This window comes from Novosphingobium sp. MMS21-SN21R (genome assembly GCF_031846015.1).
Classification (GTDB): domain Bacteria; phylum Pseudomonadota; class Alphaproteobacteria; order Sphingomonadales; family Sphingomonadaceae; genus Novosphingobium.
The window spans coordinates 1,057,314-1,070,980 of sequence record NZ_JAVRDU010000001.1 but is presented as its reverse complement, the minus strand read 5'-3'; the positions used below and the strand labels follow the sequence as shown (position 1 = coordinate 1,070,980).

At 61.5% G+C, this 13,667-nt stretch carries 23 protein-coding genes; all 23 read right to left on the bottom strand.

Features of this window, described 5'->3' with window-relative positions:
• Nucleotides 1-122 precede the first annotated feature (122 nt).
• The 23 genes from rpmD to rpsG all read right to left on the bottom strand — a co-directional run bounded on the left by rpmD (nt 123) and on the right by rpsG (nt 13,600).
• Nucleotides 123-299: a 50S ribosomal protein L30 gene (rpmD, locus tag RM192_RS05105; protein WP_054107573.1), complete on the bottom strand. Its 177-nt coding sequence runs from the start codon at nt 297-299 to the stop codon at nt 123-125.
• 6 nt (nt 300-305) lie between these two features.
• Nucleotides 306-1,037 (bottom strand): 30S ribosomal protein S5, encoded by a 732-nt coding sequence (gene rpsE / locus RM192_RS05100; RefSeq protein WP_311506478.1) that lies wholly within the window; start codon nt 1,035-1,037, stop codon nt 306-308.
• A 2-nt stretch (nt 1,038-1,039) separates the two neighbouring features.
• Nucleotides 1,040-1,390: a 50S ribosomal protein L18 gene (gene rplR / locus RM192_RS05095; RefSeq protein ID WP_311506477.1), complete on the bottom strand. Its 351-nt coding sequence runs from the start codon at nt 1,388-1,390 to the stop codon at nt 1,040-1,042.
• Nucleotides 1,390-1,923, bottom strand: a complete 534-nt coding sequence (rplF, locus tag RM192_RS05090; protein WP_311506476.1) for a 50S ribosomal protein L6 — start codon at nt 1,921-1,923, stop codon at nt 1,390-1,392. Before rplF ends, rplR begins: the two co-directional genes overlap by 1 nt.
• Nucleotides 1,923-2,318 carry a 30S ribosomal protein S8 gene (rpsH, locus tag RM192_RS05085; RefSeq protein WP_311506475.1) on the bottom strand — a complete coding sequence of 132 codons (396 nt, stop codon included), beginning with the start codon at nt 2,316-2,318 and terminating at the stop codon, nt 1,923-1,925. Before rpsH ends, rplF begins: the two co-directional genes overlap by 1 nt.
• 9 nt (nt 2,319-2,327) lie before the next feature.
• Nucleotides 2,328-2,633, bottom strand: a complete 306-nt coding sequence (rpsN, locus tag RM192_RS05080) for a 30S ribosomal protein S14 (RefSeq protein WP_231470118.1) — start codon at nt 2,631-2,633, stop codon at nt 2,328-2,330.
• Between the two features lie 29 nt (nt 2,634-2,662).
• Nucleotides 2,663-3,244: a 50S ribosomal protein L5 gene (rplE, locus tag RM192_RS05075; RefSeq protein ID WP_311506474.1), complete on the bottom strand. Its 582-nt coding sequence runs from the start codon at nt 3,242-3,244 to the stop codon at nt 2,663-2,665.
• The gene (gene rplX / locus RM192_RS05070) at nt 3,237-3,554 is read right to left on the bottom strand and encodes a 50S ribosomal protein L24 (protein ID WP_311506473.1); all 318 of its coding nucleotides are present in this window, start codon (nt 3,552-3,554) and stop codon (nt 3,237-3,239) included. Before rplX ends, rplE begins: the two co-directional genes overlap by 8 nt.
• Nucleotides 3,554-3,922: a 50S ribosomal protein L14 gene (gene rplN / locus RM192_RS05065; protein WP_305616354.1), complete on the bottom strand. Its 369-nt coding sequence runs from the start codon at nt 3,920-3,922 to the stop codon at nt 3,554-3,556. Before rplN ends, rplX begins: the two co-directional genes overlap by 1 nt.
• Before the next feature lie 64 nt (nt 3,923-3,986).
• Nucleotides 3,987-4,256: a 30S ribosomal protein S17 gene (gene rpsQ, locus RM192_RS05060; protein ID WP_011444916.1), complete on the bottom strand. Its 270-nt coding sequence runs from the start codon at nt 4,254-4,256 to the stop codon at nt 3,987-3,989.
• Nucleotides 4,257-4,266: 10 nt separating this feature from the next.
• Nucleotides 4,267-4,470 (bottom strand): 50S ribosomal protein L29, encoded by a 204-nt coding sequence (rpmC, locus tag RM192_RS05055; protein ID WP_183611280.1) that lies wholly within the window; start codon nt 4,468-4,470, stop codon nt 4,267-4,269.
• A 12-nt stretch (nt 4,471-4,482) separates the two neighbouring features.
• Nucleotides 4,483-4,917, bottom strand: a complete 435-nt coding sequence (gene rplP, locus RM192_RS05050) for a 50S ribosomal protein L16 (protein ID WP_292939034.1) — start codon at nt 4,915-4,917, stop codon at nt 4,483-4,485.
• Between the two features lie 22 nt (nt 4,918-4,939).
• The gene (gene rpsC / locus RM192_RS05045) at nt 4,940-5,635 is read right to left on the bottom strand and encodes a 30S ribosomal protein S3 (protein ID WP_231470143.1); all 696 of its coding nucleotides are present in this window, start codon (nt 5,633-5,635) and stop codon (nt 4,940-4,942) included.
• A 2-nt stretch (nt 5,636-5,637) separates the two neighbouring features.
• A complete protein-coding gene (rplV, locus tag RM192_RS05040; RefSeq protein WP_311506472.1) occupies nt 5,638-6,015 on the bottom strand; it encodes a 50S ribosomal protein L22 in 378 nt (125 codons plus the stop codon).
• Nucleotides 6,015-6,293, bottom strand: a complete 279-nt coding sequence (gene rpsS / locus RM192_RS05035) for a 30S ribosomal protein S19 (protein WP_311506471.1) — start codon at nt 6,291-6,293, stop codon at nt 6,015-6,017. Before rpsS ends, rplV begins: the two co-directional genes overlap by 1 nt.
• Before the next feature lie 6 nt (nt 6,294-6,299).
• A complete protein-coding gene (gene rplB / locus RM192_RS05030) occupies nt 6,300-7,136 on the bottom strand; it encodes a 50S ribosomal protein L2 (protein WP_311506470.1) in 837 nt (278 codons plus the stop codon).
• Between the two features lie 10 nt (nt 7,137-7,146).
• Entirely contained in the window at nt 7,147-7,452 is a 306-nt protein-coding gene (locus tag RM192_RS05025) for a 50S ribosomal protein L23 (protein ID WP_054107588.1), read from the bottom strand.
• A complete protein-coding gene (gene rplD / locus RM192_RS05020; protein WP_311506469.1) occupies nt 7,445-8,068 on the bottom strand; it encodes a 50S ribosomal protein L4 in 624 nt (207 codons plus the stop codon). Before rplD ends, RM192_RS05025 begins: the two co-directional genes overlap by 8 nt.
• Before the next feature lie 3 nt (nt 8,069-8,071).
• Entirely contained in the window at nt 8,072-8,827 is a 756-nt protein-coding gene (rplC, locus tag RM192_RS05015; RefSeq protein WP_311506468.1) for a 50S ribosomal protein L3, read from the bottom strand.
• Nucleotides 8,828-9,139: 312 nt separating this feature from the next.
• Nucleotides 9,140-9,451 (bottom strand): 30S ribosomal protein S10, encoded by a 312-nt coding sequence (gene rpsJ, locus RM192_RS05010; protein WP_039334374.1) that lies wholly within the window; start codon nt 9,449-9,451, stop codon nt 9,140-9,142.
• A gap of 170 nt (nt 9,452-9,621) precedes the next feature.
• Nucleotides 9,622-10,812: an elongation factor Tu gene (gene tuf, locus RM192_RS05005; protein ID WP_311506467.1), complete on the bottom strand. Its 1,191-nt coding sequence runs from the start codon at nt 10,810-10,812 to the stop codon at nt 9,622-9,624.
• 92 nt (nt 10,813-10,904) lie between these two features.
• The gene (fusA, locus tag RM192_RS05000; protein WP_311506466.1) at nt 10,905-12,977 is read right to left on the bottom strand and encodes an elongation factor G; all 2,073 of its coding nucleotides are present in this window, start codon (nt 12,975-12,977) and stop codon (nt 10,905-10,907) included.
• A 152-nt stretch (nt 12,978-13,129) separates the two neighbouring features.
• Nucleotides 13,130-13,600: a 30S ribosomal protein S7 gene (gene rpsG, locus RM192_RS04995; RefSeq protein WP_231470196.1), complete on the bottom strand. Its 471-nt coding sequence runs from the start codon at nt 13,598-13,600 to the stop codon at nt 13,130-13,132.
• Nucleotides 13,601-13,667: the final 67 nt, after the last annotated feature.

The following is a 13,667-nucleotide window of genomic DNA, read 5'->3' as shown; positions in this document are numbered from 1 at the left end:
AGGCCAAAGCCGTCGGCATGTCACCCCATAAGAAGTGCCTCATCCCAAGGGATGACCACCTCTCAAATGGAAAACCCCGGCACGAAGGCCGGGGCGTTCCGTTAACCCGCAAGAGACAGTGGTCAATCGACCACGGCCACCATGTGGGGAAGCTTGGCAATGGCACCGCGCACTTCAGCCGTGTCTTCCAACTCGACCACGCGATTCATCTTGCCCAGGCCCAGACCGATCAGAATCTTCTTCTGATGTTCGGGGCGACGGATCGGCGAACCGATCTGCTTGATCTTGATCGTAGCCATGACCGATTACTCCGTGATGGCGTCGGCAGCGGCTTCGGCTTCCACCGAAGTGGCGCCGCCGCGACCGAGCAGATCGGCAACCTTCTTGCCACGACGCTGGGCAACCGACTTCGGCGAAGTCTGGCTGACGAGCGCGTCGAAAGTTGCGCGGATCATGTTGTAAGGGTTCGAGGTGCCGACCGACTTGGTCACCACGTCGGCAACGCCGAGACTCTCGAAAACGGCGCGCATCGGGCCACCAGCGATGATGCCGGTACCGGCAGGTGCCGTACGAAGATTGACCTTGCCTGCACCGAAACGGCCCTTGCCGTCGTGGTGAAGCGTGCGGCCTTCCTTGAGCGGCACGCGGACCATCGCGCGCTTTGCAGCGGCAGTAGCCTTGGTGATCGCTTCAGGAACTTCGCGAGCCTTGCCCTTGCCGAAGCCTGCACGGCCCTTGCCGTCGCCGACTACGACCAGTGCCGCAAAGCCGAAGCGCTTGCCGCCCTTGACGGTCTTGGAGACGCGGTTGATGTGGACGAGCTTTTCAATCAGCTCCTCACCACCGTCCTCGTCATTGCCGCCACGGCCACCGCGACGATCGTCACGGCGTCCGCGGTTGCCACCGCGATCATTGTTGCCACCGCGATCGTTGCCGCCACGGCCGCGGCCACGGCCACGACCTTCACGCTGCGGCTCGCCGCCGGTCGCTTCTGCGACGACGGCGACTTCGCCTTCCAGGTTGGTTTCGTCAGCCATCATCAGAACTCCAGGCCGCCTTCGCGGGCAGCATCAGCCAGCGCCTTGACGCGGCCATGGAACAGGAAGCCGCCGCGATCGAACACGACGGTGGTAACACCGGCAGCCTTGGCCTTTTCGGCGATCAGCGTGCCGACCTTGGCTGCAGCTTCGACGTTCGCGCCAATCGACTTCTCGCCCTTGAGAAGCGAAGAAGCGGCAGCGACCGTGACGCCCTGGGCATCGTCGATGATCTGCGCGTAGATGTGACGGCCCGAACGGTGGACCGAGAGACGGGGACGACCGCCCGAGCGTGCCTTGAGCGCAGTGCGGACACGCTGGCGGCGGCGGGCGAAGAGAGACAGCTTTGCCATTACTTCTTCTTCCCTTCCTTGCGGAAGATAAACTCGCCACGGTACTTGATGCCCTTGCCCTTGTAAGGCTCGGGTTTGCGCCAGCGGCGGATTTCGGCGGCGACCTGGCCGACCTTCTGCTTGTCGATACCCGAGATTTCCACCGTCGTGTTGTCAGGGGTCTTGATCTCGATGCCTTCAGGCACCGCGAAATCGACATCGTGGCTGTAGCCAAGCTGCAGCTTCAGGTTCTTGCCCTGCGAGTTCGCGCGGTAGCCGACACCAGTGATCTCGAGGACCTTGGTGTAGCCCTGCGTGACACCCGTCACGAGGTTGTCGACCATCGTGCGCTGCATGCCCCAGAAGGCACGCGCGGCTTTGGTCGCGTTGGCAGGCTTCACCAGAATGGTATCGCCATCGACGGTGTAGCTGATTTCGTCGCGCAGGGTGAGCGAGAGAGAGCCCTTCGGCCCCTTCACGGACAGCACGCCGTCTGCGATGCTCGCGGTGACGCCGCTAGGGATCGTCACCGGCTTCTTGCCGATGCGGCTCATCAGAACACCTCCGCAAGCACTTCGCCGCCGACGTTGGCAGCGCGCGCTTCGGCATCCGAAAGCACGCCACGTGGCGTCGAGACGATGGTGATGCCAAGACCGTTGCGGATCACCGGAAGTTCCTTGGAACCCGAGTAGACGCGGCGGCCAGGCTTGGAGACACGGGCAACATGCTTGATCGCAGGCTGGCCTTCGAAATACTTGAGCTCGATGCGCAGCTGCGGGTGGGCGCCGGTGGCGTCCTCCGAGAAACCGCGGATATAGCCTTCACGCTGAAGGACTTCGAGCACGTGTGCACGCAACTTGGAAGCGGGCGAAAGGACGGAATCCTTCTTCGCCTGCTGGCCGTTGCGGATGCGGGTGAGCATATCACCCAAAGGATCGGTCATTGCCATCGGATGTCCTTACCAGCTCGACTTGGTCAGGCCGGGGATAAGGCCCTTGTTGCCTTTGTCCCGCAGCTCGATCCGGCAAAGGCCGAACTTGCGATAGTAGCCGCGCGGGCGACCAGTCGTTGCGCAACGGTTGCGAACCCGGGTGGGGTTTGCGTTGCGGGGAAGCTCGGCCATCTTGAGGCGGGCAATCAGACGCTCGGTTTCGTCGAGCGACTCATCATCAGCGACAGCCTTGAGCGCTGCAAACTTCGCCGCGTACTTCACGACGAGCTTCTTGCGACGCTCATTCTTATTGATGGAACTCAGTTTCGCCATGGACTTAAGCTCTCTTCTTCAAATCTGGATCACGCGGCCTGCTGCTCTTCAGCAGCTTCCTGCGGGAACGGGAAACCAAACAGGCGGAGCAGTTCGCGCGCTTCGTCGTCGGTCTTCGCGGTGGTGGTGACGATGATGTCCATTCCGCGCACCTTCTCGATCTGGTCGTAGCTGATCTCTGGGAAGATGATCTGCTCCTTCAGACCCATCGCATAGTTGCCACGGCCATCGAACGACTTCGGGTTCAAACCACGAAAGTCGCGGATGCGGGGCATTGCGATGGTGATGAGGCGGTCAAGGAATTCGTACATGCGTTCGCGGCGCAGGGTCACCTTGCAACCGATCGGCATGCCTTCACGCAGCTTGAACTGCGCGATCGACTTCTTCGCCTTGGTGATGACAGGCTTCTGACCGGCAATCAGCTCCATTTCGGCAGCTGCGGTCGTGACCTTCTTCTTGTCCTGGCTCGCTTCGCCCACGCCCATGTTGAGCGTGATCTTTTCGATGCGCGGAATTTCCATCGCATTCGAGTAGCCGAACTTGGCCTGCATCGCAGCAGCGATCTCGGCGTCATACTTCGACCGCATACGCGGCGTATACTTATCAGCCATCGATGGCCTCCCCGGACTTCACGGCCACACGGACCTTCTTGCCGTCCTTGACTTCGAAGCGGACGCGGGTGGGCTTGCCATCCTTGTCAGCGACCGAAACCTTGGAGATGTGCAGCGGAGCCTCGAAGCGGTCGATACCGCCCTGGGGGTTCTGCTGGCTGGGCTTGCGGTGACGGGCAGCGATATTGATACCGCCGACAACGACCTTGTCATCCTTCGGAAGGACCTGGAGCACGGTGCCGGTACGGCCCTTGTCCTTGCCCGAACGAACGACGACGGTGTCGCCCTTCTTGATCTTAGCGGAAGCCATTACAGCACCTCCGGCGCGAGGCTGATGATCTTCATGAAGCCCTTGGCGCGCAATTCGCGAACCACAGGTCCGAAGATACGGGTGCCGATGGGCTCTTCGTTCTTGCCGACGAGCACGGCGGCGTTGCCGTCAAAGCGGATGACGCTGCCATCGGCGCGACGCACGTCCTTGCGGGTACGTACGATCACGGCGCGATGAACGTCGCCCTTCTTGACGCGGGCGCGGGGCTGCGCCTCCTTGACCGACACCACGATGATGTCGCCAACGCTCGCGAACCGACGCTTGGAGCCACCCAGTACCTTGATGCACTGGACGCGCTTTGCGCCGCTGTTGTCCGCGACGTCGAGATTGGATTGCATCTGGATCATTGATCCGGTTCCTTCTCACTGGCTTGCCGGAACCAGTCCGGCAGTTCCAAATTGTCGCTGTAGCTCAGACGTCCGCTTCGATTGCGGTGCCCTTGCCGGCCTGAACGCGGTCGATAACCTTCCACGTCTTCAGCTTCGAGATCGGCGCAGTTTCTTCGATGCGCACGGTCTCGCCGGTCTTGAAGGCATTCGCCTCGTCATGGGCGTGATACTTCTTCGAGCGGCGGATGATCTTCCCGTAGAGCGGGTGCTTCACCTTACGCTCGACCTTCACGACCACGGTCTTGTCGGTCTTGTCGGACACTACGGTCCCGACCAGAATACGCTTGGGCATACTAGCTTCCTTACGCCTGGGCCGACTGAGAACGCTCAGTCTGCAGCGTCTTGATGCGTGCGATGTCGCGACGAACTTCCTTGATGCGCGCGGGGCGCTCAAGCTGGTTGGTCGCGCCCTGGAAACGCAGGTTGAACTGTTCGCGCTTCAGCTCGGCGAGATCAGCAGAAAGCTGGTCGTCGCTCTTGACGCGAAGGTCTTCGAACTTGGCCATCGTCTTTCCTCCTTACTCGCCACCAAGATGCGAAGTATCACCCAGGCGGGCGACGACCTTCGTCTTGATCGGCAGCTTCATCGCGGCGCGGCTGAACGCTTCAGCAGCAAGCGGACCCGGAACGCCATCCAGTTCGAACAGGATGCGACCCGGCTTCACGCGGGCTGCCCAATATTCGATCGAGCCCTTGCCCTTGCCCTGGCGGACTTCGGCAGGCTTTTTCGACACTGGCACGTCTGGGAATACGCGGATCCACAGACGACCCTGACGGCGAATGTGGCGGGTGATCGCGCGGCGGGCCGCTTCGATCTGGCGTGCGGTGATCCGCTCGGGCTCCATGGCCTTGAGGCCGTAGGAGCCGAAGTTCAGGTCCGTGCCGCCCTTGGCCAGACCGTGGATACGGCCCTTGAAGGTCTTGCGGAACTTGGTCTTCTTCGGTTGCAGCATGGTGCTTCTCTACCCTCGAGGCTCAGCGTGCCGGACGGACGCCGGAAGTCTGGGCTTCCATCATCAGTCGGTCCTGCGCCATCGGATCATGACCGAGGATCTCACCCTTGAAGATCCAGGTCTTGATGCCGATCACGCCATAGGCGGTGTGGGCTTCAGCTTCAGCGTAGTCGATGTTCGCGCGCAGCGTGTGCAGCGGAACCCGGCCTTCGCGATACCATTCGACGCGGGCGATTTCAGCGCCACCGAGGCGGCCACCGCAGGTGATCTTGATGCCTTCGGCACCCAGACGCAGAGCGGATTGCACGGCGCGCTTCATCGCACGGCGGAAAGCCACGCGGCGGACGAGCTGATCGGCGATGCCCTGAGCGACAAGCTTCGAGTCGATTTCCGGCTTGCGGATTTCGACGATGTTCAGCTTGACGTCGCTGCTTGTCATCGCGGCAAGCTTCGAGCGAAGCTTCTCGATGTCGGCGCCCTTCTTGCCGATGATCACGCCCGGACGGGCGGCATAGATCGACACGCGGCAAAGCTTGGCGGGACGCTCGATCACCACCTTCGAGATCGCTGCCTGCGGCAGGGTCTCGACGATGAACTTGCGGATCGCAAGATCTTCCTTGAGCATCTGCGCGTAGTTGCGACCTTCGGCGTACCAGCGGCTGTCCCAGGTACGGTTGATCTGCAGGCGCAGACCGATGGGGTTTGATTTATGACCCATGATCAGGCCTCCTCAACTTCGCGGACCACGATCCGAAGGCGCGAGAACGGCTTCAGGATACGGGTCGACTTGCCGCGACCACGGGTGTGGAAGCGCTTCATCGTGACCGACTTGCCAACCGAGGCCTCTGCCACGACCAGTGCGTCGACGTCGAGGTTGTGGTTGTTTTCCGCGTTGGCGATCGCCGAAGCGAGAACCTTGCGTGCGTCAACCGCCATGCCCTTCGTGGAGAAGGCCAGGATGTTCATGGCCTCTTCGGCCTTCTTGCCGCGGATCAGGCCAGCGACGAGGTTGAGCTTCTGGGCCGAACCACGGATCGTGGTACCGACAGCCAGGGCTTCCTTGTCGCCAACGCGGCGGGGAGCTGCAGACTTGCTCATCAGCGCTTGCCCTTCTTGTCAGCGGCGTGGCCTGGGAACGTGCGCGTGGGCGCAAATTCGCCAAGCTTGTGACCGACCATCTCTTCCGAGACGGAGACCGGGATGAACTTGTGACCGTTGTAAACGTTGAACGTCAGTCCAACGAACTGCGGCAGAATGGTCGAACGACGCGACCATGTCTTGATCGGGGCAGCGCGAGAACCTGCATCCTGAGCCGTTTCGGCTTTCTTCAGGAGGTGCAGATCGACGAAGGGGCCCTTCCAGACGGAACGTGCCATGGGGTGTTACCTCTTCTTCTTCGCGTGACGCGAACGGATGATCATCTTGTCCGTCGACTTGTTGTGACGGGTACGGGCGCCCTTGGTCGGCTTGCCCCAAGGTGTGACCGGATGACGGCCACCCGAGGTGCGGCCTTCACCACCACCGTGCGGGTGATCGACAGGGTTCTTGGCAACACCGCGGGTCAGCGGGCGGATGCCCTTCCAGCGGTTGCGACCAGCCTTGGCGAGGTTCTGGTTGGCGTTGTCGGGGTTCGACACCGCGCCCACCGTGCCCATGCAGTCGCCGCGCAGGTAACGCTGCTCGCCCGAGTTCAGGCGAACGATGACCATGCCGCGGTCACGACCGACGAGCTGGACATAGGTGCCTGCCGAGCGGGCGATCTGGCCACCCTTGTTCGGCTTCATCTCCACGTTGTGGATGATGGTGCCGACCGGCATCTGCGACAGGAGCATGGCGTTGCCAGGCTTCACGTCAGTCTTTTCGCCAGCGACGACCGTGTCACCAACCGCAAGACGCTGCGGTGCGATGATGTAGGTCTGCTCGCCGTCCTCATACTTGATGAGGGCGATGAACGCCGTGCGGTTCGGGTCGTATTCCAGACGCTCGACGGTAGCCGGCATGTCCCACTTGCGACGCTTGAAGTCGATGAAGCGGTAGGTCTGCTTGTGGCCACCTGCGATGCCGCGCGAGGTCACATGACCCTTGTTATTGCGGCCGCCGGTCTTGCTCTTGCCCTGGGTCAGCGCCTTGAGCGGCTTGCCCTTCCACAGCGACGACTTGTCGACGAGGATGAGGCCGCGGCGTGCGGGGCTGGTCGGGTTATAGTTCTTGAGTGCCATGGTGCGCGCCTCAAATACCGCTGGTGACGTCGATCGACTGGCCTGGGGCCAGAGTCACGACAGCCTTCTTGAAATCAGAACGCTTGTAGGGCTTGCCCTTCCAGCGCTTGGTCTTGCCGTCCTGGTTCAAGGTGTTCACTTTCGTGACCTTGACGTCGAACAGCGCTTCGACCGCTGCCTTGATCTCCGGCTTGGTCGCCTTGTCGGCAACCTTGAAGACCACGGCGTTGTGCTCGCTGAGCAGCGTCGCCTTCTCGGTGATGTGGGGAGCCACAATCACGTCGTAGTGACGGGTGTCGATCGCTTCCTTAGCCATTGAAGCGCGCCTCCAGCTTTTCGACAGCCGAGCGCGTCAGCACCAGCGTGTCATGCTTCAGGATGTCGTAAACGTTCGCGCCGATTGCCGGCAGGACGTTCACGCCTACGATGTTGCGCGCAGCCTTGGCGAAGTTGTCGTTCACGGCGTCGCCGTCGATCACGAGAACCTTCTTGCCCCAGTTCGCCTGAGCGAGCTGGCCGACGAGAGCCTTGGTCTTGGCGTCAACGTCGAGGTTGTCGACGATCACGAGACCGGCCTTTGCCTTGGACGACAGCGCCATCTTCAGGCCGAGTGCGCGGATCTTCTTGTTCAGCGAGACGTCGAACTCACGGACGCGAGGACCATGTGCCTTGCCGCCGCCGATGAAGATCGGAGCCTTGCGATCACCGTGACGAGCAGTACCGCCGCCCTTCTGGCGACCGAACTTCTTGCCGGTGCGGGCAACGTCCGAACGCTCACGCGCCTTGCGGGCGATGCCGCGACGGTTTTCCAGCTGCCAGGTAACGACGCGGTGCAGGATGTCGGCGCGCGGCTCAAGGCCGAACACGTCATCTGCAAGTTCCACTTCGCCCTTGGCGGTGCTGCCGTCGAGATTGAGGACCTGAACCTTCACGACTTAGCCCTCCTGACCGTCGGTGGCTTCGACAGCCACGGCTTCCGCCGGGGTGTCGGCAGCTGCCGAGTCATTGCTGTTGGCGGCCTGCTTGAGACCGGCGGGATAGGGCGCGTCAGCGTGGCGCGAAACCTTGACGGCGTCGCGGACGAGCAGCCAGCCGTTCTTCGAACCAGGGACCGAGCCCTTGACGAAGATCAAGCCACGCTCGTCGTCAACACGGACGACTTCGAGATTCTGCTGGGTGCGCTGCTTGTCGCCCATGTGCCCTGCCATCTTCTTGTTCTTGAAGACGCGGCCCGGATCCTGGCGTTGGCCAGTCGAACCCAGTGCACGATGAGAGATCGATACGCCGTGCGTTGCACGCATACCGCCGAAGCCCCAACGCTTCATGCCGCCCGCAAAGCCCTTGCCCTGCGTGTTGCCCGAAACGTCGACCATCTGGCCGGGGACGAAGTGCGAAGCGGCGATGGTCGAACCGACGTCCAGCGTTGCGTCATCGGCAACACGGAATTCGGCGACTTCCATCTTCAGCGGAACTTCAGCCTTGGCGAAGTGCTCACGCTGCGGCTTGGCAACGTTCTTCTGCTTGGCCTGACCCGCGCCGAGCTGCAAAGCGACGTAACCGTCAACTTCAGCCGTGCGAACCGAAACCACCTGGCAATTTTCTAGCGAAAGAACGGTAACCGGCACGTGCCGACCATCGTCCTGGAAAAGGCGGGTCATCCCGACCTTCTTCGCGATCACGCCGGTGCGCATGATCCATACTCCTCACAGAGGCATGCCGGACCCATTCCGACATGCGTGTTCAGCCCGTATGTGAAGCGCGCCCCCGACCGGGCTGAGTACCCCTGTAGAAACAGAAGCAATCGGGGGACGCTTGCCCGGCTGTGCGATTTCTCGCGGCGCCGGAGGTATCCCATTGTCAACGAGGCTTTTGTTACCCCGGAAACTCTGGCCCCTCACCGGAGTGAGGGTCTTGGCCGGAATGAACCGGCCAGAATATCTGAATCGTTGCGGACGATCCGACCGGAGCGGACACCTGCCTGGGCAGGGCCGTCATCAAGCGGCTCAGGCCAGCTTGATCTCGACGTTGACGCCAGCCGCAAGGTCCAGCTTCATCAGCGCGTCGACAGTGGCCGCATTGGGCTGCACGATGTCGAGCAAGCGCTTGTAAGTACGAACCTCGAACTGCTCACGCGACTTCTTGTCGATGTGCGGACCGCGGTTCACGGTGAACTTCTCGATGCGCGTCGGGAGCGGAATGGGACCCCGGATCAGCGCGCCGGTGCGGCGGGCGGTATCTGCAATTTCTCCAGTGGCCTGGTCGAGCACACGATGATCAAAGGCCTTGAGGCGAATGCGGATATTCTGGGCGTCCATGTCCGTTTACCGATGCGAAAGAGCAAAACAAAAAAGCCAGTCGACCTGCCCTCTTACCCTGCCCCATTTGCTGAAGCTCGGGGAGAGCGGGCCGACTGCCTAAAAGCGATCAGAAAGTAAAAAACCGACCGGCGGGAAGAGCGAATCTCCCCGCCGGTGCGCGGCCTATATTACTTCGAGATGCTGCTGACAACCCCCGAACCGACGGTCCGGCCACCTTCGCGAATTGCGAAGCGCAGACCCGGATCCATCGCGATCGGAGCGATCAGCTTGACCGACAGCGTGACGTTGTCGCCAGGCATCACCATCTCGGTGCCCTCGGGAAGGATCACTTCGCCGGTGACGTCGGTGGTGCGGAAGTAGAACTGCGGGCGGTAATTGGCGAAGAACGGCGTGTGACGGCCACCTTCATCCTTCGACAGCACGTAGACTTCAGCCGAGAACTCGGTGTGCGGCGTGACCGAACCGGGCTTGGCCAGAACCTGACCACGCTCGACGTCTTCACGCTTGATGCCGCGGCACAGAGCACCGACGTTATCGCCAGCTTCACCCTGATCGAGCAGCTTGCGGAACATTTCAACGCCGGTCACGGTCGTCTTCTGGGTGTCCTTGAGGCCGATGATCTCGACTTCTTCACCAACCTTGACGATACCGGTCTCGATGCGGCCGGTCACAACCGTACCACGACCCGAGATCGAGAAAACGTCTTCGACGGGCATCAGGAAGGGCTTGTCAGTGGGGCGCGGCGGCTGCGGGATGTAGCTGTCGACAGCAGCCATCAGCTCGTTGATCGAGTTCTTGCCGATTTCGTCATTGCGACCTTCGAGAGCGGCGAGAGCCGAGCCCTTGACGATAGGAATGTCGTCGCCCGGGAAGTCATACGACGAAAGCAGTTCGCGAACTTCGAGTTCGACCAGCTCGAGGATTTCCTCGTCGTCGACCTGATCGACCTTGTTCATGTACACGACCAGAGCAGGCACGCCGACCTGGCGAGCGAGCAGGATGTGTTCGCGGGTCTGCGGCATCGGGCCGTCAGCAGCGTTCACGACCAGGATCGCGCCGTCCATCTGGGCAGCACCGGTGATCATGTTCTTCACATAGTCAGCGTGACCCGGGCAATCGACGTGCGCGTAGTGACGGTTGGCGGTCTCGTACTCGACGTGTGCGGTCGAGATGGTGATGCCGCGCTCGCGCTCTTCAGGAGCCTTGTCGATGTTCGCGTAGTCGGTGAAAGTCGCGCCACCGGTCTCAGCGAGAACCTTGGTGATTGCGGCAGTCAGCGTGGTCTTGCCGTGGTCAACGTGACCGATGGTGCCGATGTTGCAGTGCGGCTTGGTCCGCTCAAACTTAGCCTTGGCCATTGTTCAAACCTTCTTTTCAATTGTGTGCAGATACTGCGGGAAATGGACGGCACCCGCTGAATCGAGCGCCGCCCCTAATGCTATCCGTGGTCTTATGCAAGCTTCGCCTTGACCTCGGCCGCGACGTTGGCCGGAACCTCGTCGTAGTGGTCGAAGAACATGGAGTAGTTTGCGCGGCCCTGGGTGAACGAGCGGAGCTGGTTCACGTAACCGAACATGTTGGCCAGCGGGACCATGGCGGTGACGGCCTGGGCATTGCCCCGGCTGTCGGTGCCCTGGATCTGGCCACGACGCGAGTTGATGTCGCCGATCACGTCGCCGAGATATTCCTCCGGCGAGATCACTTCGACCTTCATGATCGGCTCAAGCAGCTTGATGCCGGCCTTCTGCGCGACTTCACGCATACAACCGCGACCTGCGATTTCGAATGCAAGCGCCGACGAGTCGACGTCATGGTAGGCGCCGTCGTAGAGGTTGATTTCGAAGTCGATGATCGGGAAGCCGACGAGCGAACCCGTGGCTGCCGTTTCGCGGAAGCCCTTTTCGATCGCGGGGATATATTCCTTCGGAATGTTACCGCCCTTGATCTCGTCGGTGAAGATGATGCCCGAACCGCGCTCGCCCGGCGTGACACGTACCTTCACGCGACCGAACTGGCCGGTACCACCCGACTGCTTCTTGTGGGTGTAATCGACGTCGACGGCCTTCCCGAGATATTCGCGATAGGCAACCTGCGGCGCACCAACGTTGGCTTCCACCTTGAATTCGCGACGCATGCGGTCGACGATGATTTCGAGGTGAAGTTCGCCCATTCCCTTGATGATCGTCTGGCCCGATTCGTGATCGGTCGTGACGCGGAACGAGGGATCCTCGGCCGAGAGACGATGCAGCGCGACGCCCATCTTCTCCTGGTCGGCCTTGGTCTTGGGCTCCACCGACAGTTCGATGACCGGCTCGGGGAATTCCATGCGCTCAAGGATGATCGGCTGGCGTTCGGCACACAGGGTGTCGCCCGTCGTCGTTTCCTTGAGGCCGGCCAGCGCCACGATGTCGCCTGCATAGGCTTCATCGATGTCTTCGCGGCTGTTGGCATGCATCAGCAGCATGCGGCCAACCTTTTCCTTCTTGCCCTTCACCGAGTTCAGGTAGGTGCCCTTGTTGAGCGTGCCCGAATAGATGCGGGTGAAGGTGAGCGAGCCCACGAACGGATCGTTCATGATCTTGAACGCCAGCGCCGAGAACGGAGCGTCGTCGGCGGTCGCACGGCTGTCCGGCTCGTCTGTGTCGGGGTTGATGCCCTGCACGTCTTCAATGTCTAGCGGCGAAGGCAGGTAATCGACCACGGCGTCAAGCAGAGGCTGGACGCCCTTGTTCTTGAACGCCGAGCCGCACAGCACCGGAACGAACGACTGGTTCAGCGTGCCCTTGCGGATCAGCGCCTTGAGCGTCGCCACGTCGGGCTCGTTGCCTTCAAGATACGCTTCCATCGCGTCATCGTCCTGCTCGACGGCAAGTTCGATCAGCTGATTGCGATAGTCGGCTGCCTTGTCGGCCAGATCAGCCGGGATCTCTTCGTAGAAGAACTCCGCGCCCAGCGCTTCGTCCTTCCAGATGATCGCACGGTTCTCGACCAGATCGACCAGACCCTTGAAGTCCGCTTCCGCACCGATCGGCAGATAAAGCACGGCAGGCTTCGCGCCGAGGCGATCGATGATCGTCTGGACGCAATAGTAGAAGTTGGCGCCGGTGCGGTCCAACTTGTTTACGAAGCACATGCGGGGGACTTTGTACTTGTCCGCCTGGCGCCATACGGTTTCCGACTGGGGTTCGACGCCGGCAACGCCGTCGAACGCGGCCACGGCACCGTCGAGCACGCGCAGCGAACGTTCGACTTCGATGGTGAAGTCGACGTGGCCGGGGGTGTCGATGATGTTCAGGCGGTGGTCGTTCCAGATGCAGGTCGTCGCGGCCGACGTGATCGTGATGCCGCGTTCCTGCTCCTGTTCCATCCAGTCCATCGTCGCGGCGCCGTCATGGACTTCGCCGATCTTGTAGGACTTGCCGGTGTAATAAAGGATGCGCTCGGTCGTCGTCGTCTTGCCGGCGTCGATGTGCGCCATGATGCCGAAGTTGCGATAGCTCTCGAGCGGATGGCTGCGGGCCATGAGATTATCCTTGGGAGTATGGGGGGACCGGTTAAGGCCCCGCCCATATGGTTACTATTGTGACCGTTTAAAGACCAGCCCCGCCACAAACGTCCTTCGACAGGCTCAGGACGAATGGCGGAAGCGGCCCCTAGACGCTTACCAGCGCCAGATTACCAGCGGTAGTGGCTGAACGCGCGGTTGGCGTCGGCCATACGGTGGGTGTCTTCACGCTTCTTGACCGCGTTGCCACGGTTGTTGGCGGCATCAAGCAGCTCGGCCGAGAGGCGCGCGGCCATCGTCGTTTCCGAACGGTTGCGCGCAGCCGTGATCAGCCAGCGGATGGCGAGCGCCTGGGCGCGTTCCGGACGCACTTCGACGGGGACCTGATACGTGGCACCACCGACGCGGCGCGAACGCACTTCGATCTGCGGCTTCACGTTGTTGAGCGCATCATGGAACAGCTGGATCGGGTCCGCCTTGGCGCGGGCCAGCATGGTGTCCATCGCACCGTAAACGATGCTTTCAGCGACCGACTTCTTACCATCGAGCATGAGGTTGTTCATGAACTTCGACAGAACCTGATCACCGAACTTCGGATCGGGCAGGATGACCCGCTTTTCCGGACGACGACGACGTGACATCTTGAATTCCTTCCTACTTCCCGCTGCTCCCCCGCGAAAGCGGGGGCCTCGTGCAGCAGAGAACCAA